The organism is Streptomyces sp. NPDC090032 (assembly GCF_044748025.1).
Classification (GTDB): domain Bacteria; phylum Actinomycetota; class Actinomycetes; order Streptomycetales; family Streptomycetaceae; genus Streptomyces.
This window is the reverse complement of record NZ_JBIVFF010000007.1, coordinates 94,403-114,676: the sequence shown is the minus strand read 5'-3', so window position 1 is coordinate 114,676 and position 20,274 is coordinate 94,403. Positions and strand designations below refer to the sequence as shown.

The following is a 20,274-nucleotide window of genomic DNA, read 5'->3' as shown; positions in this document are numbered from 1 at the left end:
ATCCGTCTTGGGGGCAGCGTGAGTTCGGGGCCGGTCGGTGTCGCCGTCGTCGGAGCGGGCGTCATCAGCAAGCAGTATCTGCGGACGCTGTCCTCCTTTCCCGATCTGCGGGTGGTGGGCGTCGCCGACCTCGACGCGGACCGCGCCACGGCCGTCGCGCGCGAGCACGGCGTACCGGTCGCCGGCGACGTGGCGACGGTGCTCGCCGTTCCCGAGGTCGAGCTCGTCGTGAACCTCACCGTGCCCGCCGCCCACGCACAGGTCGCGACGCAGGCGTTGCAGGCCGGAAAGCACGTGTACGGCGAGAAACCGATCACCCTCGCCCCCGGTGAGGCCGAGAAGGTGCTCGCCGAGGCGGCGGAGCGGCGGCTGCTCGTGGGGAACGCGCCGGACACGTTCCTCGGCGCCGGGCTCCAGTCGGCGCTGCGGGCCGTCGGAGCCGGGCTCATCGGCGAGCCGGTGGCGGCGACGACAGCGGTGCAGGGACTCGGACCGGAGCGGTGGCACCCCGATCCGGCCTTCTTCTACCAGCCGGGCGCGGGCCCGCTCTTCGATCTCGGGCCCTACTACCTGACGTCCCTGGTGGCGCTGTTCGGCGGGGTGTCGCGGGTGGCGGCCTCGGCGGCACGCGCGCGCGAGGAGCGCGTCGTCGGGTCGGGGCCGAGAGCGGGGCAGGTGTTCCCGGTGGCGGTGGCGACGCATGTGTCGGCGCTCGTCGAGTTCGCGTCCGGGGTGCGCGCGACGTCGGTGTTCAGCTTCGACTCGGCGCTGCCGCGCATCCAGTTCGAGGTCACCGGCACCGAGGGTGTCCTCGCGGTGCCGGACCCCAACACGTTCGGCGGGCCGCTGAAGGTGCGGGCCAACGGGGCGGACGACTGGCGCGATCTTCCGGTCGTGGGACGCACCGACGGGCGCGGGCTCGGCGTGCTCGACCTGGCGCGCGCGATCCGCGGTGGCGGGGCGCCGCGCGCATCGGGAGCGCTGGCCCTGCACGTCCTGCGGACGATGACGGCGATCACGCACTCGGCCGAACACGCCGAGTTCGCCGACGTCGCCACCTGTCCCACGCCGCCGCCCGTACCGGCGGACTGGGACCCGGAGGCGGCGACGTTCTAGGCGAAGATTCCTAGGACCGGTCGAGGCCGAGTTCCTCCAGGGTCTGTTCGAGCCACCGGGCCCAGAACGTCTCCAGGTCGATGCCGGCGCGCAGCACGACGTGTTGCAGGCGGGCATCGACGGAGTCGAGGCCGGGCGGGAAGTCCCGCTTCTCGATCTCCTCGTACTCGGCCAACTGCCGCCGGTGCAGGTCGAGATGGCGGCGCAGGTCGGCCTCGATGCCGTCGGTTCCGACGACGGCTGCGGCGCGCAGGCGCAGGAGCAGCGGGTCGCGCAGCGGTTTCGGGTCCTGGCTCGCGGCGGTCCAGCGGGCCAGTTCGGCGCGGCCCTCGGGCAGCACCTCGTACTCCTTCTTCTGGCCGCGCGCGGGCGTCGGCGCGGGCAGGGCCCTGATGTACCCCTCGCGTTCCAGGCGGCCCAGCTCGCGGTAGATCTGCTGGTGCGTGGCCGACCAGAAGTAGCCGATCGACTTGTCGAAGCGGCGCGTCAGTTCGAGGCCCGACGACGGCTTCTCCAGGAGGGCCGTGAGGATCGCGTGCGGGAGTGACATGGCTGCACCTTATGCGGAGGCGCTCACGTGGCCGGCGGGCCCGGCCACGTGAGCGCCGGTCTCACAGCGCCGCGGCCAGTTCGGTGCCCTGGCGGATGGCGCGCTTGGCGTCCAGCTCGGCCGCGACGTCGGCGCCGCCGATCAGGTGTGCCTCGCGGCCCGCGGAGAGCAGGTCGTCGTACAGGCCGCGCTGCGGCTCCTGGCCGGTGCACAGGACGACGGTGTCGACGGGTATGACGGTGGAGTTGCCGTCGACGGTGACGTGCAGGCCCGCGTCGTCGATGCGGTCGTAGGTGGCGCCCGCGACCATGGTGACGCCGCGGTGGCGCAGTTCGGTGCGGTGGATCCAGCCGGTGGTCTTGCCGAGTCCGGCGCCGACCTTCGAGGTCTTGCGCTGCAGGAGGTGGACGGCGCGCGGCGGCGCGGGCCGTTCGGGCTTCGCGAGGCCGCCGCGCTCCTGGTAGTCCATGTCGACGCCCCACTGCCGGAAGTACGTCGCCGGGTCCTGGCTCGCCTTGTCGCCGCTGTCGGTGAGGTACTCGGCGACGTCGAAGCCGATGCCGCCCGCGCCGACGATCGCGACGCGCTCCCCGACGGGCGCGCCGTCGCGCAGGACGTCGAGGTAGCTGACGACACTGGGGTGGTCGAGCCCCGCGATCTCGGGGGTGCGCGGGGTGACGCCGGTGGCGACGACCACGTCGTCGTACGCGTCCGGGGTGAGGTCGGCTGCGGTGACGCGGGTGTTCAACCGGACGTCCACGCCGTGCAGTTCGAGCTGCGCGCGGTAGTAGCGCAGGGTCTCGTCGAACTCCTCCTTGCCGGGGACCTTGCGGGCGATGTTGAGCTGCCCGCCGACCTCGGACGCGGCGTCGAAGAGGGTGACGGCGTGGCCGCGCTCGGCTGCGGAGACCGCGCAGGCGAGGCCCGCGGGGCCCGCGCCGACGACGGCTACGCGCTTGCGCAGACGGGTCGGCGCGAGGACGAGCTCGGTCTCGTGGCACGCGCGCGGGTTGACGAGGCAGGAGGTGATCTTGCCGCTGAAGGTGTGGTCCAGGCAGGCCTGGTTGCAGCCGATGCAGGTGTTGATGGTCTCGGAGCGCTCGGCCTGGGCCTTCGCCACGAAGTCCGGGTCGGCGAGCAGGGGCCGCGCGAGGGACACCATGTCGGCGCAGCCGTCGGCGAGCAACTCCTCGGCGATCTCCGGGGTGTTGATGCGGTTCGTGGTGACGAGCGGGATGGAGACCTCGCCCATGACCTTCTTGGTGACGAAGGTGTAGGCACCGCGCGGCACCGACGTGGCGATGGTGGGGATGCGGGCCTCGTGCCAGCCGATGCCGGTGTTGATGATGGTGGCGCCGGCGGCCTCGATCTCCTTGGCGAGCTGGACGACCTCTTCGAGAGTGGAGCCGCCGGGCACAAGGTCGATCATCGAGAGCCGGTAGATGAGGATGAAGTCCGTGCCGACCCGCTCGCGGACGCGGCGGACGATCTCGACGGGGAAGCGGATCCGGTTCTCGTACGAGCCGCCCCAGCGGTCGGTGCGCTGATTGGTGGCGGCGACGATGAACTCGTTGATGAGGTAGCCCTCGGAGCCCATGATCTCCACGCCGTCGTAGCCCGCGCGCTGGGCGAGTTCGGCGGCGCGCGCGAAGTCCTCGACGGTCTGCTCGACCTCGGCGTCGGTGAGTTCGTGCGGCGGGAAGGGGCTGATCGGCGCCTGGAGCGGGCTGGGGGCGACGAGGTCCTCGTGGTAGGCGTAGCGGCCGAAGTGGAGGATCTGCATCGCGATCTTCGCGCCCGCCGCGTGCACGGCGTCGGTGACCTGGCGGTGCTCCTCGGCCTCCGTCTCGGTGGTCAGTTTCGCGCCGCCGGCCCAGGGGCGCCCGGCCTCGTTGGGGGCGATGCCGCCGGTGACCATGAGGCCCACGCCGCCGCGGGCGCGGGTGGCGTAGAACTCCGCCATGCGCGCGAAGCCGTTCTCCGCCTCCTCCAGCCCCACGTGCATGGATCCCATCAGGACCCGGTTGGGCAGTGTGGTGAATCCGAGGTCGAGCGGGGTGAGCAGGTGCGGGTATCGGCTCATGGTGGCCCTCCGTGCGCGGCGAACGTCGTCACAGTTGTAGACGACGACGGCTCCCTTTTGCAACAAGTTGCATAAGAGAGCTGCGCCACGATGCGTCACGGCTCGGCCGGGCGAGCGGGCAGGCGGGAGGCGGGCGGGCAGGCAGCCGCTCAGTCCTCGGCGACCTCCGCCACCCACCCGTACGGCAGCTCCTCGCCGTCGACCGTCACGGCCTCGACGGAGCGGGTGAGCGGGTCGATCTCCACCTGCACCCCGTCGCCCGCGAAGCACGGATAGCCGGACTCGCCGGACGATCCCGTGGCCTCGACGGCCACCACGCGCAGGGGGTTGCCGTGCACGGGGTGGCCGTCCTTGTCGGCGAGTTGGGGTTTGACCAGAACCGTGTAACGGGCGGGCACATCACTGGAGGCGCTCATGCTCAGGAGGCTAGCTCCGGGCACGGGAACGCGCCTGCCCGCGACTCACCCGCCCCCTCGGTTGTAGAATGCAACGAGCAGCGGGCGAGACAGAGGACAGCACGTGACAGACCGTGATACGGCCGTCGAGACCATCCAGCGCGAGATGACCTCCTTCGCGCGGCGCGCCAGAGCGATGGCCGGACGCATGCACCCCGAGCTGTCGCTCGTGTCGTACACCCTGCTCAGCCACCTGGAGGAGAAGGGTGGCTGCCGGGCGACGGACCTCGCCACGCACTACGCCCTCGACAAGTCGACGGTGAGCCGGCAGGTCTCGGCGCTGGAGCGGGCCGGGCTCGTGATGCGCCGGGTGGACCCGGACGACCACCGCGTCCAGGTCCTCCATCCGACCGAGGCGGGCGCCGGCATCCTCGCCCAGGTCACCGTCAGCCGCCGTCAGGCGTTCCAGGAGCGGTTGGGGGACTGGCCCGAGGAAGACCTCGTCCGCTTCGCGGACTATCTCCTGCGCTACAACGCGCAGGCCCAGGAAGAGGCCTGAGCCCGCCCGGAGACCGTGCGCGCCGTCGCTCAGCCGGCGGCGACGTGCTCGAACTCCGGGACCCGGGCCGCCATGAACTTCGTGGTGCGCCGCAGCCGGAAGCCCAGCGACTCGTAGAGCCGGACGGCGTTCGTGTTGCGCGCGGCCGTGTGCAGGAACGGGGTCTCGCCGCGATCCCTGATCCCCGCCGCCACGGCGAGGACGAGGCGGGCCGCGAGCCCCTGCCCCCGATGGTCCGGGTCCGTGCAGACGGCGCTGATCTCCGTCCAGCCCGGCGGGTGCAGCCGCTCCCCGGCCATCGCCACGAGCGCGCCCTGCCTGCGGATCCCGAGATACGTGCCGAGTTCGACGGTGCGGGGCAGGAAGGGGCCCGGCTGGGTGCGCGCCACGAGATCCAGCATCTCGGGCACGTCGGCGGCGCCGAGGAGCACGGCCTCCGCGTCCGGCGCCCCGGCCACGCCGTCGCCGACGAGCTGGACCCCGTCCATGCTCATCGTGAGTTCCCAGCCCTGCGGCGGCGCCGTGCGCATTCCGGGCAGGGGGACGGTCTCGCCCGGCCCGGCGAGCGCCGCGAGATCGGCCCAGTCCTCGGGGCCCGGCTCGTCCGGCAGCGCGAGCCACGGCGACACGTCGAGCGGGTACCGCACGACCCGGCCCCGCCGTTCGGCGAAGTGGGCGTGCGGTCCGGTGAGGGAGGCGTACGCGGGGTTGTCGAGCGGGTGGGCGGTGGCGGCGGCCGGGACGGACATACGGCGGGCTCCCAGGAGGCGGCAGTGGGCGTGCGGGCTGGTGGAAACGGCCGTGCCGACGACGGCCGCTCTCTGATGAAAGCCCATGTCATCGCCGTCTCATTCCCGCACCGGGGGATGTTCACGAGCCCGCAACGATGCGTGTGGCGCGGTGGACGTTGCCGACGCGCGATCCTTCTTGACATGCTGGCGCGATGCCCTCCGTACCCCTGAGTGACCGCGTCGAGGAACTGCTCGCGGGCGAGCACCCGTTGCCGGTCGTGGAGGCGGGCCACCCCGTCCTCCGGTCCCCCGCGCAGACCTACGACGGTCAGCTCGCGCCCGCGCTCCTGGAGCGCCTGATCACCGCGATGCGCGCGTCGATGCACGCCGCTCCCGGCGTCGGGCTCGCCGCACCGCAGATCGGCGTCCCGCTGCGGATCGCCGTCATCGAGGACGCGGCCGCCGTCCCCGACGAGGTGCGGGAGGCACGCGGCCGGGTGCCGCAGCCGTTCCGCGTACTGATCAACCCGTCGTACGTGCCCGTGGGGGCGCACCGCGCCGCGTTCTTCGAGGGCTGCCTGAGTGTGCCCGGCCTGCAGGCCGTGGTCCCCCGGCACCAGCGGGTGCGGCTGCGGGGCCTCGACGAGCGGGGCCACGCCATGGACGAGGAGTTCACGGGGTGGCCCGCCCGGATCGTGCAGCACGAGACCGACCATCTGCACGGCACGCTCTACCTCGATCGGGCGGAGCTGCGCTCGCTGTCCACCCGCAACACGATGGCCGAGCGCTGGACGCAGCCCACGGCGGAACTGGCCGCGGGCGCGCTCGGCTTCTCCCTTCCCTGAGGGCCGGTGCGTCCCGCCGTCAGGTGAGGCCGGGCATCTCGCCCTCGGTCGTGCTCAGGTCGATCACCGAGAACGCGGCGCCCTGCGGGTCCGTCACCGCCGCGAAGCGGCCGAACGGGGTGTCCGTCGGGCCGTAGTGGAGCTTCCCGCCGAGCCTGGTCACCGTGGCGACCGCCGCGTCGCAGTCGTCGACCGCGAAGTAGACGTTGACGTAGGAGGGGACCTGCGGCGGGAAGTCCTCGGTCATCTTGAAGCGGCCGAGCTGAGGCTGACCGTCGAGCTCCCAGATGTTGAAGTCGACGTTCTCGTCGGCGATCTTCTTGACCTCGAACGGGAAGGCGGCCTCGAAGAAGCCGTCGGTCTTCGCCGTGTCACGCGTGGTCACCTCGGCCCAGGCGAACGAACCGGGCTCGCCCACCTTCTCGAACCCCTCGTGCGTGCCCGGCTGCCAGAGGCTGAAGAAGACGCCCGCGGGATCCTGGACGGTGACCATGGAGCCGAAGTCGCGGACCTCCATGGGCTCCGTCACGAGGGTGCCGCCGGCCTCCTTGACGCGGGCCGCCGCGGCCTTGACGTCGGGCGTGGCCAGGTACAGGTTCCAGGCCGGAGGGGTGCCCTCCATGCCCGGCATCGTCGGTGAGAGGGCGCCGACCCGCTTGCCGTCCGACTTCGCCTGCGTGTAGTTGCCGAACTCCTCCTGCCCCTCCTCGAACGTCCAGCCGAGAAGCTCACCGTAGAAGGCCTTGGCGGCCTCCAGGTCGGGGAACATGGCGTCGGCCCAGATGGGCGCGCCCTCCGGTCGTGCGGCCATGGCGCGAACCCTTCTTCCGAGTGGTGGTTCCGGGGGAGGGTGGGATGTACCGGGCTACGGTGGCGCGTTCCGCGCATTTCACCGCGACTCCCCTGATTCCCCGTTTCACGCTAGTCGCGTACGGGCCCCCGCGCGATACCGAACTCTGTTCGCACAAGCCTTACGGAGTCGTGACACATCGGCGGGGAGCACGCTCGCGGGGTCCCGCCCCGCATAGCGTGGGCGGCATGCGTGTACTGGTCACCGGCGGTGCCGGGTTCATCGGGTCCGCGGTCGTGGACGCTCTCTCCGCGCGAGGACATGAGGTCGTCGTGCTCGACGTCCGGCCGCCCGGCCCGGACGGGCGGCACCCTTGGGTCGTCGCGGACGTACGCGACCCCGACGCCGTGGAGTCGGCCCTCGCCGGCGTCGACGCGGTGTGCCATCAGGCGGCGAAGGTCGGCCTCGGCAAGGACTTCGCCGACGCGCCCGACTACGTCTCCCGCAACGACCTCGGGACCGCCGTACTGCTCGCCGCGATGGCCTCCCGGGGCGTACGGGACCTGGTGCTCGCCGGGTCGATGGTCGTGTACGGGGAGGGCCGGTACGAGTGCGAGCGGCACGGAGTGGTGCGACCTGGGCCGCGGGCCGAGGACGATCTGCGCGAGGGCCGCTTCGAGCCCGCGTGCCCGCGGTGCGGCGCCGCGCTGAGCCCCGGCCTCGTCGGCGAGGACGCCCCCACGGACCCGCGCAACGTGTACGCGACGACGAAGCTCGCCCAGGAACACCTGGCGTCCGCCTGGGCGCGGTCCTCCGGGGGCCGTGCGATGTCGCTCCGCTACCACAACGTGTACGGGCCGGGGATGCCGCGCGACACCCCTTACGCGGGCGTCGCGTCGTTCTTCCGCTCGGCCCTGGCCAGGGGCGAGGCCCCGCGTGTCTACGAGGACGGCCGCCAGCGGCGGGACTTCGTGCACGTACACGACGTGGCCGCGGCGAACGTGCTCGCACTCGAAGCCATGAGCGACCGGCCGGCCGGCTCGTGCGTCGCGTACAACACGGGCAGCGGGGACCCGCACACGGTGGGCGAGATGGCCCACGCCCTCGCCGCCGCGTACGGCGGGCCGATGCCGGTCGTGACGGGCGAGTACCGGCTCGGCGACGTACGGCACATCACGGCGGACCCGGCCCGGCTGAGGGCGGAGCTCGGGTGGCGCGCCGAGGTGGGGTTCGAGGAGGGAATGACGGAGTTCGCCAAGGCGGAGCTGGGGTGACGTGACTGCCACGGGGGGTGTGCGGGTCCGTCCTGCGACCCCCGTGGTTACGCGCTCGCGGCCGGGAGCGTCACCTCGAAGCAGCAGCCTCCCGCCACGTTGCGCACGGCGGCGCTGCCCCGGTGGGCCTCGACGATTCCTCTGACGATGGCGAGTCCGAGGCCCGCGCCCGACGGGGGTGTGCGGGCGTGACTGCCGCGCCACCCCGTGTCGAAGACGCGGGGCAGATCCTGCTCGGGGATGCCGCCGCAGCCGTCCGTGACGGTGAGGACCACACCGTCGGTGGAGCCGGCCGCCGCCACCGCGACGGTACCGTCGGCCGGAGTGCGACGGATCGCGTTCACGAGGAGGTTGCCGAGGACGCGGCTCATCTCCTTGCCGTCGACCTCGACCGGAATCCTGTCGACGCGGTCGCCGACGAGGCGTACGCCGTGTTCGCGGGCGAGCGGGTCGGCGCCCGCGAGCGCGTCCCCCACGAGGTCGTGCAGGGAGATCCTCGACGGGCTCAGGACGAGGGTCCCCGCGTGAATGCGTGACAGTTCGAAGAGGTCGCCCACCATGTCGTTCATGCGCTCGACCTCGGTACGGATCTGGCGCAGATAGCGGTCCGGGTCGTCCGCCACGCCGTCCTCCAGGGCCTCGGACATCGCGCGGAGCCCGGCGAGCGGGGTACGCAGATCGTGCGAGATCCAGGCGACGAGCTCACGGCGCGAGGTCTCCAGGGCGCGCTCGCGGTCCCTGGAGGCGGCCAGTTTGGCACTGGTGGCCTCCAACTCCCTTGAAAGCGCGGCGAGTTCCGCCGTGGCGGGGACGAGGGGAGCCGCGAAGCTGCCGCCCTCGCCGAAGGAGCGGGCGGCGAGGGTGAGCGCCTTGCTGCGGGCGACGACCCAGCGGCCCAGGAGCAGCGCGGTGGCCAGTGACACGGTGGCGGCCATCGCGGCGACGGTCGTCACGACGGACAGGTCGTGCGGGGACAGGAACATCGCCCAGGCCACGACGAGCGTCCCGGCGAGCATCGCCGTCACCGCGACGGCGGCGACGACCGTGAGCGACACCGTCAGGGAGCGGCGGCGCAGCACGAACAGGGCGAGCGCGCCCAGCAGACCGGCACCGACGGCGCCGAGGAACGCGTAGAGGGCGATGAGGAGCATGTCATGCACGGGGTCCGGTCCAGCCTTCCGTTTCGCGCTCGTGTTCGCGGCCATGCTCACGGTCGTGCTCGCGGTCGCGCTGAGGAACGTCCGGCGCACGGTCGGCTCGATCGGCGTCGCCGTTCGGGCTCGGACCCGGGCCGGCGTCCAGTCGGTAGCCGACGCCCCAGACCGTCTGGATGAGGCGTGGCGCCGCCGGGTCGTCCTCGATCTTGCCGCGCAGCCGGCGGACGTGGACCGTGACGGTCGACAGGTCCCCGAAGTCCCAGCCCCACACCTGCTGCATGAGCTCCTCGCGGGAGAAGGCGCGGCCCGGGTGACGCAGGAAGAAGGCGAGGAGGTCGAACTCCCTTATCGTCAGGGCGAGTTCGGCCCCGGCCTTGGTGGCGCGACGGGCCGCGGGGTCGATGGTGAGGGCGGCCGCGCGCAGCGGTCCCGCCGCCTTGGGTGCCGTGGCCGCGCGGGCCCGGCGCAGCACCGACTCGACGCGCAGGACCAGCTCGCGCGGGCTGAACGGCTTGGTCACGTAGTCGTCCGCGCCGACCTCCAGGCCGAGGATGCGCTCGTCCTCGTCGCCGCGCGCCGTCAGCATGATCACGGGGACGGGACCGCGCGCACGGAGCCTGCGGCAGACCTCGAGGCCGTCCATGCCGGGCAGCATCAGGTCGAGGACGACCAGGTCGGGCCCGTGTGCGTCGGCGCGCTCGAGGGCGGCCGGGCCGTCGGCGGCGCGGTCGACGTCGTAGCCGGCGCGGTCCAGGTAGCCCGCGACGACCTCGGCGACGGTCGGGTCGTCGTCGACGACGAGGACGCGGCCGAGCGGTGGTGTCTGCATTCCACCAGCGTCGCACCCGGCCGCCCCCGCAGAAGCCGCCGGTGGGGCCGTTCGCGGTCGACGTCCGCGTTTCGTAAGGAGCCGAGGGCCGGAATGTCCCTTTTGGATTCGTAGGGTGACACTGTGATCCCCCCTGACTACCCCTCTCCCGCCGACCCGGCCCCCTCGGTCGACGTCGTGCTTCCCTGCCTCGACGAGGCCGCCGCGCTGCCGTGGGTGCTGGCGCACATCCCGGACGGCTGGCGGGCGCTCGTCGTGGACAACGGGTCCACCGACGGCTCCCCCGACATCGCCCGTTCCCTGGGCGCGACCGTGGTGACGGAGTCCCGGCGCGGCTTCGGGGCCGCCTGCCACGCGGGTCTGCTGGCGTCCGACGCGGACATCGTCTGCTTCTGCGACTGCGACGCGTCGCTCGACCCGGGGCTGCTCACGGCGTTCGTCCAGGACGTCATGGCGGGCCGGGCCGATCTCGTGCTCGGCCGACGCAGGCCGCAGGGCCGGGGCGCCTTCCCCGTGCACGCGCGCGCCGGGAATCTCGCGCTGGCGGGGATGCTGCGCCGGCGCACCGGGCTGCGACTGCACGACCTGGGCCCGCTGCGGTCCGCGCGCCGCACGTCCCTCCTCTCGCTGGACCTCACTGACCGGCGCAGCGGCTACCCGCTCCAGATGGTCGTCCGGGCCGCCGACGCGGGCTGGCGCATCGAGGAGCGCCCGGTGCCCTACCGCCCCCGTAAGGGAAAGTCCAAGGTCACGGGCACCTGGCGGGGCACCTGGCAGGCGGTACGGGACATGCGCGGGGTCCTCGCGGAGAAGCCGCGGACGGCGCTCCCCGCCCGCGGAGAGGCGGCGTCCCGGTGAGCGCCGGCGGATCGCCCGCGGCGCGGGGGCAGGGCACCACGCTCCTCGTCATCGCCAAGTCCCCGGTGCCCGGGCGGGTCAAGACGCGGCTCACGCCGCCGTTCACACCCGAGGAGGCCGCGCTCCTCGCCGAGGCCTCGCTCGTCGACACGCTGCACGCCGCGCTCGCCACGCCCGCGCGGCGTCGCGTGCTGGTGCTCGACGGGGCGCCCGGACCGTGGCTGCCGCCCGGGATCGACGTCGTCCCGCAGTGCGGCGGAGGCCTGGACGAGCGGCTCGCTGCGGCGTTCGCCGGGTGTTCCGGGCCCGCCGTCCTGATCGGGATGGACACGCCTCAGGTGACGCCCGCGCTGCTCGCTCCCGCGCTCGGGCCCGATGCCTGGCGGGACTGCGACGCGTGGTTCGGGCCCGCCGACGACGGCGGGTTCTGGGCGCTCGGGCTCGCCGAGCCCGATCCGGCGCTGCTGCGCGGTGTACCGATGTCGACGGCGCACACGGGTGCGGCCCAGCGGACCCGGCTCACGGATGCGGGGCTGCGCGTACGGGACCTGCCGGTGCTGCGGGACGTCGACACGGCCGACGACGCCACGGTGGTGGCGGCCGCCGCGCCGCACGGCCGGTTCGCCGCCGAGCACACGCGGCTGACGCGGGCGGTCCGCTCATGACCACGACGCACGAGGCGGCTCCGGCCTGGTGTACGGATCCGTACACCGACGCCGTGCGCAACGAGCGCGGCCCCCTCTTCCTGCGGCGCGCCGACGGGTGGCTGCTGCCGCTCGACGTGGAGCGCTGGTGCGCGGTCGCGGACGCCGCCGACCTGTCGGCGCTGCGCCGCTGCGAGGGCGCTGTCCTCGACATCGGCTGCGGCCCCGGCCGAATCGTCGCCGCACTCGCCGCGGCCGGGCACCGCGTGCTCGGCATCGACGTGAGCGAGGCGGCGGTCGCGCGGACGGTCCGCCTCGGTGGCGCCGCGCTGCAGCGGTCCGTCTTCGACGCCCTGCCCGGCGAGGGCCGTTGGGGGACGGCCCTCCTTCTCGACGGCAACATCGGGATCGGCGGCGACCCAGAGGCCCTGCTGTCCCGTGCCGCCGAACTCACCGCTCCCGGCGGGCTGTTGATCGCCGAGACCGCACCGCTCGACATGGACGAGCGGGTCGAGGTGCGGGTGGACGACGGGCAGGGGGCGGCCGGCTCGCTGTTCCCGTGGGCCCGGGTCGGCACACGGGCGCTGCTGCGGGACGCGCGCCCGCTCGGCTGGCGGCCGGTCGCTCAGTGGTCCGAGGGTGGGCGCTGCTTCGTCTCCTTGCGCCGCTGACGCTCGCGTTCACGCTCCCGCGCCCGCTCCTGACGGCGCGCCCTGTGCGCCTGCCTCCAGGGCGACGCGGGAGCGAGGAACGTGACGGACACGAACCACAGGGCCGACGCGGCGAACAGCGCGGCGGTCAGGAGCAGCCAGCGCGGCAGGAACGCGTCGCCCGAGTGTCCCGTCACGAGGGCGTAGTGGTCCTCTCGCGCCCGCGAGATCAGCGGGAACCACACCAGGAGCAGCAGGCCCGACAGGAACGCGGGGACGCGTAGATACCCCACCGCTGTGCGGTGCCGGTCGCCGAGCGCCTTCTGCGCCGCGCGGTCCGCGAGGGAGTACAGCGGCACGAGCAGCAGGTCGTGGACGAGGGCCGCGCCGACGAACCAGACCGCCACGGCGAACCAGTCGTTCTCCAGCAGCCGGACCCCCGCGTATCCCGCGAGGGCGAACGAGGCTGCCAGGAGCGGGAGTTGGAGCGGGCTCTCGCCGTACCAACGACTCAGTCGGTTCATCGCAGCGCTCCGAACGTCATGCGGGCGACCCACTTCGTGTTCAGGACGCCCGGCGCCGCTGGGACGATGACGCGGGCCGGGTAGCCGTGGTCCAGGGTGAGGTCGGCTCCGTTGACGCGCAGGGCGAGCAGGGAGCGCGGGTCGTGGACCTGGTTGTGCCGCAGGGCCGCCTTCCGGAAGGCGCCGCGTTGTTGCAGGGATTCGACGAACACGTCGGTGTCGCCGTCGGTCCCGGCGAGGGCGGCCAGGTCGCGCAGCCGTACGCCGCTCCAGTGCTGGTCGTCCGTGGACCAGCCTTCGACGCAGGCGATGGGCAACGCGGCGGTGTGCTGCGGGAGTCGGAGGAGTTCCTCACGGGTGAGCCGGTGGACGGCACCGTCCGGTCCGGTGACGACGAGCCGCCACGGCTCACCCGTGTCGGCGGTACGGATGCCCGCCACGGCGGCGGTCTTGTTGATCTGGAAACGCCCGGGGCCGGTGCCGGGGTCGGCGCCGCCGTGCGGGGCGAGCAGGGCGGTGCGGCGCCACACCCCGCCGATGCTCTGTCCGGCCGTCGTGACGAGCAGCAGGAGCGAGCCCGCGCCGACCATGGCGAGCGCCCCGCGCCGCGACACGGTGGGCTCGGCGGGCTTCGCCGGCAGCAGGTCGCCCGTCTCGGGCAGGCCCGCCTTCCGCTCGCGCAGCACGCGCAGCGCCTGCGGTACGCGCAGCACGGCGTGGACGACGAACGCGCCGATGAACACCCAGGCACCGTAGAAGTGCAGCGGATAGAAGGAGCCGGGGAACAGATAGTCGAGCTGGACGTTGAGGATGCCGGTCACGAACTCGAAGAGCGCGCCGCCCACGAGCAGGAGCAGCGAGAGCCGTTCCAGGGCGTGGCCGACGGAGCGCGCCGGTGGCATCTCGAACAGTTTGGGCACGACCGACCACAGCTTGGCGAGGAGTACCGGCACGAGTGCGACGCCCACGGTGACGTGCAGTCCCTGGGTGAGGCGGTACAGCCAGTGCGGGTCGGTGGGCCAGGAGAACAGGTAGAAGCCGAGCAGCCCCTTGCCGGGCGTCTTGTCGTTGACCGCCGCGAGGTTCGGGTTGTACGCGGCGTACGAGAGGAGTCCGGTCACGAAGAGCAGGGTCATCCCGGCCAGCAGGACGAGGCCGAGGACCGCGGTGAAGCGGGGGCCGCGCAGGGGGCTGCGCCACGGATCGGGGAGGGTGGGAGGAAAGTCGCCCATGTGGTTCGGTTCCTTCAGGCTGTGCGCGGCGGGGGCCCGCCGACCTGTTCCGACCGTATGGCGCAGGGCCCGCGGATCGGCGCAGGAAGATCTGACAGTTCGGTGACGCCACCGCGCATTGCCACCAGATAGTCGGTGCGGGCGCCTAGCGTTCCGGTTGTGAAGGTCGAAGCTCCCCCAGCCGCCCCCCGCTCCGCGCCACCCGCCACCGGGACGCGCCGTGACCTGATGGCGGCCGCTGCCGCCGTCGCCCTGGTCGCGGCGGCCGTCGTCGTGGGCCGGTACATCCAGGACCACTACGGCACTCTGCATGTCAACTGGGCACCCCTGTACGCCCATTGGGACCCGCACGTGGGTCCTGGCACCCCGGCGGCGATCTCGGTCGCCGTACTCGTCATCGCCTACGGGCCTCTGGTGGCCGAACGACTGCGGTGGCGGCTGCTGCTGCCCGCCGTGTGGGCCGCGTCGGCGGCGTGGACGTTCTCGCTCGCGCTCATCGACGGCTGGCAGCGGGGCATCGCCGGCCGCCTCACCACGTCGTACGAGTATCTGCGGGTCATCGACCGGTTCGACGACGTCGGCGCGACGCTGCGGGACTTCACTCATCACATCCTGCTGCAGTCGCCCGACCACTGGCCGGCCCATGTCGCGGGGCATCCGCCCGCGGCGACCCTGACGTTCGTCGGCCTGGACCGGATCGGGCTCGGCGGGGGCGCGTGGGCCGGGGTGTGGTGCATCACCGTGGGGTGCACGGCGGCGCTCGCCGTCCTCGTCGCGGTGCGCGCGCTCGCCGACGAGCGGACGGCGCGCCGCGCGGCGCCGTTCCTGGTGCTGGCGCCGGCCGCGGTCTGGGTGGGCACGTCGGCCGACGGCTACTTCGCGGCGGTCGCCGCGTGGTCGGTGGCGCTGCTCGCGGTGGCGGCCACCCGCGGCAGCCGCTGGGCGGCCCTCGGCAGCGGGCTCCTGTTCGGGCTCACCTGCTATCTGTCGTACGGGCTGACGCTGATGGTCCTCGTCGGGGCGGCCGTGCTGCTCGCGGCGCGGACGGTTCGGCCGCTGCCGCTTGTCGTCGTGGGAGCGGCCGTCGTGCCGATCGCGTTCACCCTCGTCGGGTTCAACTGGTGGGAGGCGTACCGGCTGCTGACGGTGCGTTACTACCAGGGTGCGGGCGGGATCCGTCCGTACTGGTACTGGGTGTGGGCCAACCCCGCCTGCACCGTGCTGATCGTCGGGCTGGCCACGGCGGCGGGGCTGCGGCGCGTTCCGGGACGCCTCCTCGGCGCGCGTGGGGAGCAGGAGGGGCGGCTCAGGCTACCGGGACGCGTCCTGCGTGCGCGTGCGGAGCCGGAGGGGCGGCTGGCGCTGGTCGTCACCGGCGCTGCGCTCGCCCTCCTGGCCGCCGATCTGTCGGGCATGAGCAAGGCGGAGACGGAGCGCATCTGGCTCCCGTTCGGCGTCTGGCTGATCGCGGCCACCGCGCTCCTGCCCGAGCGGTGGCGCCGCGGGTGGCTGACCGCGCAGGCGGTGCTCGCCCTGCTGGTCAACCACCTGCTGGTCACGGGGTGGTGACCTCCACCGGCTGCGCGTTCTCCTCGCGGGCGGCGGGCCGGTTCCTGAAGTGCTGACGCAGCCGCTCCGCCGGGCGCGGCAGGACGACGAACGCCTCCGCCTGGAGGCAGGCCCAGCTGATCCTGGGCAGGTCGCGCACCGTGGGGTAGACGACGAAGCGCGGCTCCCACTCCGGGCGGAACTTCGCGTTGAAGCGGTACAGGGACTCGATCTGGAACCAGCGCGACAGGAACACGAGCAGCCCCCGCCACACGCGCAGGACGGGGCCCGCGCCGAGGCGCTCGCCGCGCGCGAGAGCGGCCCGGAACACCGCGAAGTTGAGCGACATGCGGCGCACTCCGAGGCCGGGCGCGCCGCGCAGGGCGGCGACGATGAGGAGTTCGTTCAGACCGGGTTCGGCCGCGCGGTCGCGGCGCATCAGGTCGAGGGAGAGACCGTCCTCGCCCCACGGCACGAAGTGGAGCAGGGCCCGCACACGGTCGTTGCCCGCCGCGTCGTCCTGGTGGGCGGTGACGACGACACAGTCCCCGTCGCCGGGGTCGCCGAACCGGCCGAGCGCCATGGAGAATCCGCGTTCGGTGGCGCTGCCCCGCCACGCGGCGGCGGCCTCGCGCAGCCGCTTCTTCTCCTCGTCGGGCAGGTCGCGTACGCGCCGCATGCGGCAGGTGTAGCCGGCGCGTTCGATGCGGTTGACCATCTGCCGGACGTTGCGCATGGAGCGCCCGGAGAGGCTGAAGGCCGCGCAGTCGACGATGGCCTCGTCGCCCAGCTCCAGGGCCTTGAGGCCGCCTTCGCGGATCCAGACCTGTCCCCCGAGTTCGCTGCATCCCATGACGGCGGGGGTCCAGGCGTGCAGGGCGCACTGCCGCAGGAACTCCTTGATGGCGCCGGGCCAGGCCTCGTGGTCGCCGATGGGGTCGCCGCCGGCCAGGGCGACGCCGGACACCACGCGGTACGCGACGGCCGCCTTGCCGGAGGGCGAGAAGAGGACGCTCTTGTCGCCGCGCAGCGCGAAGTAGCCGAGCGAGTCGCGCCGCCCCTCGTCGGCGAGCAGGGCACGCAGTCGTTCGTCGCTGTCGGCCCGGCGGAGGGTCACGGGCCGCAGGGCGAGGTAGACGGTGGTGGCGGCGGTGACCACGCCGAGCGCGAGCAGCGAGAACTGGACGATGTCGCCGGCCCGGTCGCTGCTGTACGCGATGGGTCCGGACGCGCCGAGCAGTCCGTAGCCGACCTCCTGGACCCGGTCGGTGAACGTGATGGCGTGGCCGGCCTCCTGGCTCGCGCGCACACCGACGACGAGGAGACCGAGTCCGAAGCTGCTGCCGCCGAGGGCGACGAGGTTCCACAGGGCGCGGGTCCGGCCGCGTGGATCGCCGAGTGCGTAGAACTCCTCGCGGTAGGCGACGAGCGCGACGCACAGGACGACCGAGACCGTCGCGGGGACGAGGGCGTGATGGCGCACGCCCTGGACGAGCGCGCTCACCGCGAGCAGCCCGACGGCCGCCTCCCAGGCGCGCCTTTTGCGGCGGCGCAGGCCCCTGGCGAGCATCACGAGCAGCAGTCCCGCGGCGAGCGCGGCGGCGCGGGCCACCTCCTCGGCGAGGCCCGGCACATAGGGCGCGATGCGCTCTATGCGGGTCTCCTGCATGTGCGGGGAGATCGCCGACGCGATGTCCAGAATTCCGATGATCAGGCACGTGTGGCCTGCCACGGCGGCGGGGCGTTGTTTCACAGTGACTGAGCGTAGGAGCGCTCCGCCTCACTGGAGTAAGAGCGACACAGGAGCACGGTAAGAACGCGGTGGCCGGCAAACCCTCCGCGGCCGTCACGCCTCTTTCTCGGTGAAAACTGCCGAACAGCGCAGATGACGGCTGAAAGTTGAGGAAATCATGGGCCTGACGAGCCGGGCACTCGAATACGCGACGGTGCTGGCCGCCCTGGTGTGTGTGGGGCTCACGGTCTGGGTGTGGCCGCGGCTCGCCCGTCGCGGGCCCGCGGCCGTGCTCGGGCGCCTCGGCGTGATCGCCGCGACCCAGCTGACGATCCTCACCGCGTTCGCCGTCGCCGTGAACACGAGCTTCGACTTCTACGGCTCCTGGGACGAGCTGCTCGGCCATGTCGACAAGGCGCCCGCCGAGGTCACGGCGCTCGGCCACGGCGGCGTCTACACCACGGTCGGCGCGGTGCGCGGCGGTCTGGTGGAGCCCGCCGGGCCGCAGGGCCTCGATCGAGTGAAAGGGATTCCGCACGGGCCCGCGGCACAGGTCGGCCGGGTCGAGTCGGTCAAGATCGTCGGACGGCGCAGCCGGGCCGTGAACCCGGCCTTCGTGTATCTGCCGCCGCAGTACTTCCAGAAGCAGTTCCACCGCCAGCGCTTCCCCGTGATGGTCGCGATCAGCGGCTATCCGGGCGGCATCATGAACCTCGCCCAGTACCTCCAGGTCCCGCAGACCGCCGGCCGGCTGCTTCGGGCGAACGAGATGCAGCCGACGGTGATCGTGATGGTGCGCCCGACGATCGCGCCGCCCCGTGACACGGAGTGCGTGGACGTGCCGGGCGGCCCGCAGGCGGAGACGTTCTTCACGAAGGACCTGCCTGAGGCGCTCAAGCGGTCGTACCGCGTCGGTCACGACCCCAGCGCGTGGGGCGCTCTCGGCTATTCCTCGGGCGGCACGTGCGCGCTCCAGCTCGCCTTGCGCCACCCCGGTGTGTACACCTCGGCGGCCGCGCTGTCGGCGGACTACAGGATCGGGGACGACCTGACGACGGGCAGCCTGTTCGGCTCGGGTCCCGCCGCGGCGCAGCGGCAACGGGCGCACGACCTCGTCTGGCGTCTGCAGCACCTGCCCGTGCCGCGGGTGTCCATCCTCGCCGCCAGCAGCAGGTCGGGCGAGAAGGACTACGGCGACACCATGAGGTTCCTGCACGCGGTGAAGCCGCCCATGACGTCGGCTCAGATCATCCTGCCGCGTGGCAGCCACCACTTCACGACGTGGCAGCGGGAGATCGCCCCGGCCATGCGGTGGATGAGCGGCCAGCTGACGTTCCCGCAGGACACCACGCCCGCACCGCACCGCACGCCCACGACACAGGCCGCGAACCGGCCACACCCGTAACCACGCCTCGGCCCGACCGGGCACCCGTCACCGGCGACCCGTTACGGTGGCCTGGCATCGGCGCCGCCCCGGCGCGCCTCCCCGTCCGACCAGGAGCAGTCCTCATGCCCGAGTCCGCCGTGTCCGCCCGCCCCGCACTGGCCAGGCCGGGCGCGGCGCCCGGCGACGTGGCCGCCGTCTGGTCCGTCGTGACCGGCATGTACGAGGCGTACGCCACCGGGGACCGCGCCCAGATCGACGCGCGGCTCGACCCGGAGGCGACGATCTGGGACCCGGCCGCCGAGCCGCTGCTGCTCGGCAAGCCGGACCTGGACCGGGTGCGGGACGAGCGGCCTGAGGCCGGGGACGGACCCGTGGGCAGCGGGCTCCGCCCGTACGACCCGGTCGTCGACGTCTTCGGTGACACGGCGGTCCTGCGCTACTGGCTGCGCGTCGCGTACGCCCCCGGCCCGGACGGCACCCCGCTCCGTCCCGAACTGCTGCGGAACACGGCGGTCCTGCGCAAGGACCCCGCGGCCCGACGCTGGCTCATCGTGCATCTCCACGAGGACGTACGGCAGACGGGCGGGGCGCCCGAGACCGCTGCCTAGCGCGGCGCACCGGGCTTCGTGGCCACCAGGAGGCGGCACCTGGGGCTGCCGTCGGAGCGCTCGCCGAGTTCGGGCAGCGCCTGGAGCTCCACGTCGAAACCGGCCCTGACCAGCTCACTCCGTACGTCGCCGAGGCGGAAGCCGCGGTAGTACATGACGAAGGGCGGCCGCCACAGCGCGTTGCGGACCCGCATCGCGCCGTCGAAGGCCAGCATCGACCAGTAGCCGCGGGAGCCGGGCCGCGCGGGCGCCGGCACCGGGAACGCGAAGCGTCCGCCCGGCCTCAGTACGGAGTGGACCTGGCCGAACAGGGCGGGCCGCTGCCGGGGCAGGAAGTGGCCGAACGCTCCGAAGCTGACGACGAGGTCGAAGACCGGGCCGAAGGGCAGCGCGAGCGCGTCGCCGCGCACCAGATCCGCGCGGCTCCCGTGGGCCGCGCGCCCGGCGGTGAGCATGCCCGCGCTGATGTCGACCCCGACGGGCCGCTCCCGGCACACCCGCCGCAGCACGCCGAACCCCGCTCCGGTCCCGCAGCACAGGTCGAGCCCGCGCTCGAAGGGGCCCAGGCCGCGCAGGGCGCGCGTGACGGGTGCGAGGACGTATCGCGGCGTGCGGAACGGCGTGTGGTCGAACTTGGGGGCGAGCAGGTCGTAGCCGTGCTCGACGGAGGACAGCGCCTGGACGGCGAGCTCCCGGACCGTGGGGCCTTCGGATGCGAACATCAGGGCTCAGCATAGGCCGCGCCCGGGTTCACGGGGCTTT

Annotated in this window: 21 protein-coding genes; 10 read left to right on the top strand and 11 right to left on the bottom strand. The window is 73.1% G+C overall.

Going from position 1 to position 20,274, the window contains the following annotated elements:
• Positions 1 to 18 precede the first annotated feature (18 nt).
• A complete protein-coding gene (locus ACIPWY_RS18660; protein ID WP_362907492.1) occupies positions 19 to 1,116 on the top strand; it encodes a Gfo/Idh/MocA family oxidoreductase in 1,098 nt (365 codons plus the stop codon).
• 10 nt (positions 1,117 to 1,126) lie between these two features.
• Here ACIPWY_RS18660 and ACIPWY_RS18655 read toward each other — a convergent pair whose 3' ends face one another.
• The 3 genes from ACIPWY_RS18655 to ACIPWY_RS18645 all read right to left on the bottom strand — a co-directional run bounded on the left by ACIPWY_RS18655 (position 1,127) and on the right by ACIPWY_RS18645 (position 4,165).
• Complete coding sequence (locus ACIPWY_RS18655; RefSeq protein ID WP_393700589.1) at positions 1,127 to 1,666, bottom strand: PadR family transcriptional regulator; 540 nt, start codon at positions 1,664 to 1,666, stop codon at positions 1,127 to 1,129.
• A gap of 61 nt (positions 1,667 to 1,727) precedes the next feature.
• Positions 1,728 to 3,749 carry an FAD-dependent oxidoreductase gene (locus tag ACIPWY_RS18650; RefSeq protein ID WP_401533940.1) on the bottom strand — a complete coding sequence of 674 codons (2,022 nt, stop codon included), beginning with the start codon at positions 3,747 to 3,749 and terminating at the stop codon, positions 1,728 to 1,730.
• A 149-nt stretch (positions 3,750 to 3,898) separates the two neighbouring features.
• Positions 3,899 to 4,165 carry a hypothetical protein gene (locus tag ACIPWY_RS18645; RefSeq protein ID WP_362907497.1) on the bottom strand — a complete coding sequence of 89 codons (267 nt, stop codon included), beginning with the start codon at positions 4,163 to 4,165 and terminating at the stop codon, positions 3,899 to 3,901.
• A 103-nt stretch (positions 4,166 to 4,268) separates the two neighbouring features.
• On the opposite strand from ACIPWY_RS18645, the gene ACIPWY_RS18640 reads away from it, so the two are divergent.
• On the top strand, positions 4,269 to 4,703 hold the full coding sequence (locus tag ACIPWY_RS18640; RefSeq protein WP_362907499.1) for a MarR family winged helix-turn-helix transcriptional regulator: 435 nt from the start codon (positions 4,269 to 4,271) through the stop codon (positions 4,701 to 4,703).
• Between the two features lie 29 nt (positions 4,704 to 4,732).
• On the opposite strand, the gene ACIPWY_RS18635 is transcribed toward ACIPWY_RS18640, so the two are convergent.
• A complete protein-coding gene (locus tag ACIPWY_RS18635; protein ID WP_362907501.1) occupies positions 4,733 to 5,452 on the bottom strand; it encodes a GNAT family N-acetyltransferase in 720 nt (239 codons plus the stop codon).
• A 194-nt stretch (positions 5,453 to 5,646) separates the two neighbouring features.
• Here ACIPWY_RS18635 and def point away from each other — a divergent pair, with 194 nt between their 5' ends.
• Entirely contained in the window at positions 5,647 to 6,279 is a 633-nt protein-coding gene (gene def / locus ACIPWY_RS18630; RefSeq protein WP_362907503.1) for a peptide deformylase, read from the top strand.
• A gap of 19 nt (positions 6,280 to 6,298) precedes the next feature.
• Here def and ACIPWY_RS18625 read toward each other — a convergent pair whose 3' ends face one another.
• Complete coding sequence (locus ACIPWY_RS18625; RefSeq protein ID WP_362907505.1) at positions 6,299 to 7,090, bottom strand: VOC family protein; 792 nt, start codon at positions 7,088 to 7,090, stop codon at positions 6,299 to 6,301.
• A 227-nt stretch (positions 7,091 to 7,317) separates the two neighbouring features.
• On the opposite strand from ACIPWY_RS18625, the gene ACIPWY_RS18620 reads away from it, so the two are divergent.
• Entirely contained in the window at positions 7,318 to 8,343 is a 1,026-nt protein-coding gene (locus ACIPWY_RS18620) for an NAD-dependent epimerase/dehydratase family protein (protein ID WP_362907507.1), read from the top strand.
• A gap of 47 nt (positions 8,344 to 8,390) precedes the next feature.
• On the opposite strand, the gene ACIPWY_RS18615 is transcribed toward ACIPWY_RS18620, so the two are convergent.
• On the bottom strand, positions 8,391 to 9,503 hold the full coding sequence (locus ACIPWY_RS18615; RefSeq protein ID WP_362907509.1) for a HAMP domain-containing sensor histidine kinase: 1,113 nt from the start codon (positions 9,501 to 9,503) through the stop codon (positions 8,391 to 8,393).
• Positions 9,496 to 10,329: a response regulator transcription factor gene (locus tag ACIPWY_RS18610; RefSeq protein ID WP_362907511.1), complete on the bottom strand. Its 834-nt coding sequence runs from the start codon at positions 10,327 to 10,329 to the stop codon at positions 9,496 to 9,498. Before ACIPWY_RS18610 ends, ACIPWY_RS18615 begins: the two co-directional genes overlap by 8 nt.
• 123 nt (positions 10,330 to 10,452) lie before the next feature.
• Between ACIPWY_RS18610 and ACIPWY_RS18605 the strand changes: the two genes are divergently transcribed.
• From ACIPWY_RS18605 to ACIPWY_RS18595, 3 genes are read left to right on the top strand one after another with little or no spacing between them, the layout of a single operon-like run.
• On the top strand, positions 10,453 to 11,187 hold the full coding sequence (locus ACIPWY_RS18605) for a glycosyltransferase family 2 protein (protein WP_393700580.1): 735 nt from the start codon (positions 10,453 to 10,455) through the stop codon (positions 11,185 to 11,187).
• Positions 11,184 to 11,852, top strand: coding sequence for a DUF2064 domain-containing protein (locus ACIPWY_RS18600; protein ID WP_401533935.1), 669 nt, complete (start codon positions 11,184 to 11,186; stop codon positions 11,850 to 11,852). Before ACIPWY_RS18605 ends, ACIPWY_RS18600 begins: the two co-directional genes overlap by 4 nt.
• The gene (locus tag ACIPWY_RS18595; protein ID WP_362907517.1) at positions 11,849 to 12,502 is read left to right on the top strand and encodes a class I SAM-dependent methyltransferase; all 654 of its coding nucleotides are present in this window, start codon (positions 11,849 to 11,851) and stop codon (positions 12,500 to 12,502) included. Before ACIPWY_RS18600 ends, ACIPWY_RS18595 begins: the two co-directional genes overlap by 4 nt.
• On the opposite strand, the gene ACIPWY_RS18590 is transcribed toward ACIPWY_RS18595, so the two are convergent.
• A complete protein-coding gene (locus ACIPWY_RS18590; RefSeq protein WP_362907518.1) occupies positions 12,457 to 13,005 on the bottom strand; it encodes a hypothetical protein in 549 nt (182 codons plus the stop codon). The two genes, ACIPWY_RS18595 and ACIPWY_RS18590, sit on opposite strands and share 46 nt — an antisense overlap.
• Positions 13,002 to 14,237: a molybdopterin-dependent oxidoreductase gene (locus tag ACIPWY_RS18585; protein WP_383883630.1), complete on the bottom strand. Its 1,236-nt coding sequence runs from the start codon at positions 14,235 to 14,237 to the stop codon at positions 13,002 to 13,004. Before ACIPWY_RS18585 ends, ACIPWY_RS18590 begins: the two co-directional genes overlap by 4 nt.
• Before the next feature lie 228 nt (positions 14,238 to 14,465).
• Between ACIPWY_RS18585 and ACIPWY_RS18580 the strand changes: the two genes are divergently transcribed.
• Positions 14,466 to 15,806: a hypothetical protein gene (locus tag ACIPWY_RS18580; RefSeq protein WP_401534334.1), complete on the top strand. Its 1,341-nt coding sequence runs from the start codon at positions 14,466 to 14,468 to the stop codon at positions 15,804 to 15,806.
• Here the strand turns inward: ACIPWY_RS18580 and ACIPWY_RS18575 are convergent.
• A complete protein-coding gene (locus ACIPWY_RS18575) occupies positions 15,793 to 17,538 on the bottom strand; it encodes a phosphatidylglycerol lysyltransferase domain-containing protein (protein WP_393700573.1) in 1,746 nt (581 codons plus the stop codon). The genes ACIPWY_RS18580 and ACIPWY_RS18575 overlap by 14 nt on opposite strands.
• 157 nt (positions 17,539 to 17,695) lie before the next feature.
• On the opposite strand from ACIPWY_RS18575, the gene ACIPWY_RS18570 reads away from it, so the two are divergent.
• Both ACIPWY_RS18570 and ACIPWY_RS18565 read left to right on the top strand, forming a co-directional pair.
• Positions 17,696 to 18,922: an alpha/beta hydrolase-fold protein gene (locus ACIPWY_RS18570; protein WP_362907521.1), complete on the top strand. Its 1,227-nt coding sequence runs from the start codon at positions 17,696 to 17,698 to the stop codon at positions 18,920 to 18,922.
• A 104-nt stretch (positions 18,923 to 19,026) separates the two neighbouring features.
• A complete protein-coding gene (locus ACIPWY_RS18565) occupies positions 19,027 to 19,512 on the top strand; it encodes a DUF4440 domain-containing protein (protein ID WP_362907523.1) in 486 nt (161 codons plus the stop codon).
• Here ACIPWY_RS18565 and ACIPWY_RS18560 read toward each other — a convergent pair.
• Entirely contained in the window at positions 19,509 to 20,234 is a 726-nt protein-coding gene (locus ACIPWY_RS18560; protein WP_362907525.1) for a class I SAM-dependent methyltransferase, read from the bottom strand. The genes ACIPWY_RS18565 and ACIPWY_RS18560 overlap by 4 nt on opposite strands.
• Between the last annotated feature and the right edge of the window lie 40 nt (positions 20,235 to 20,274).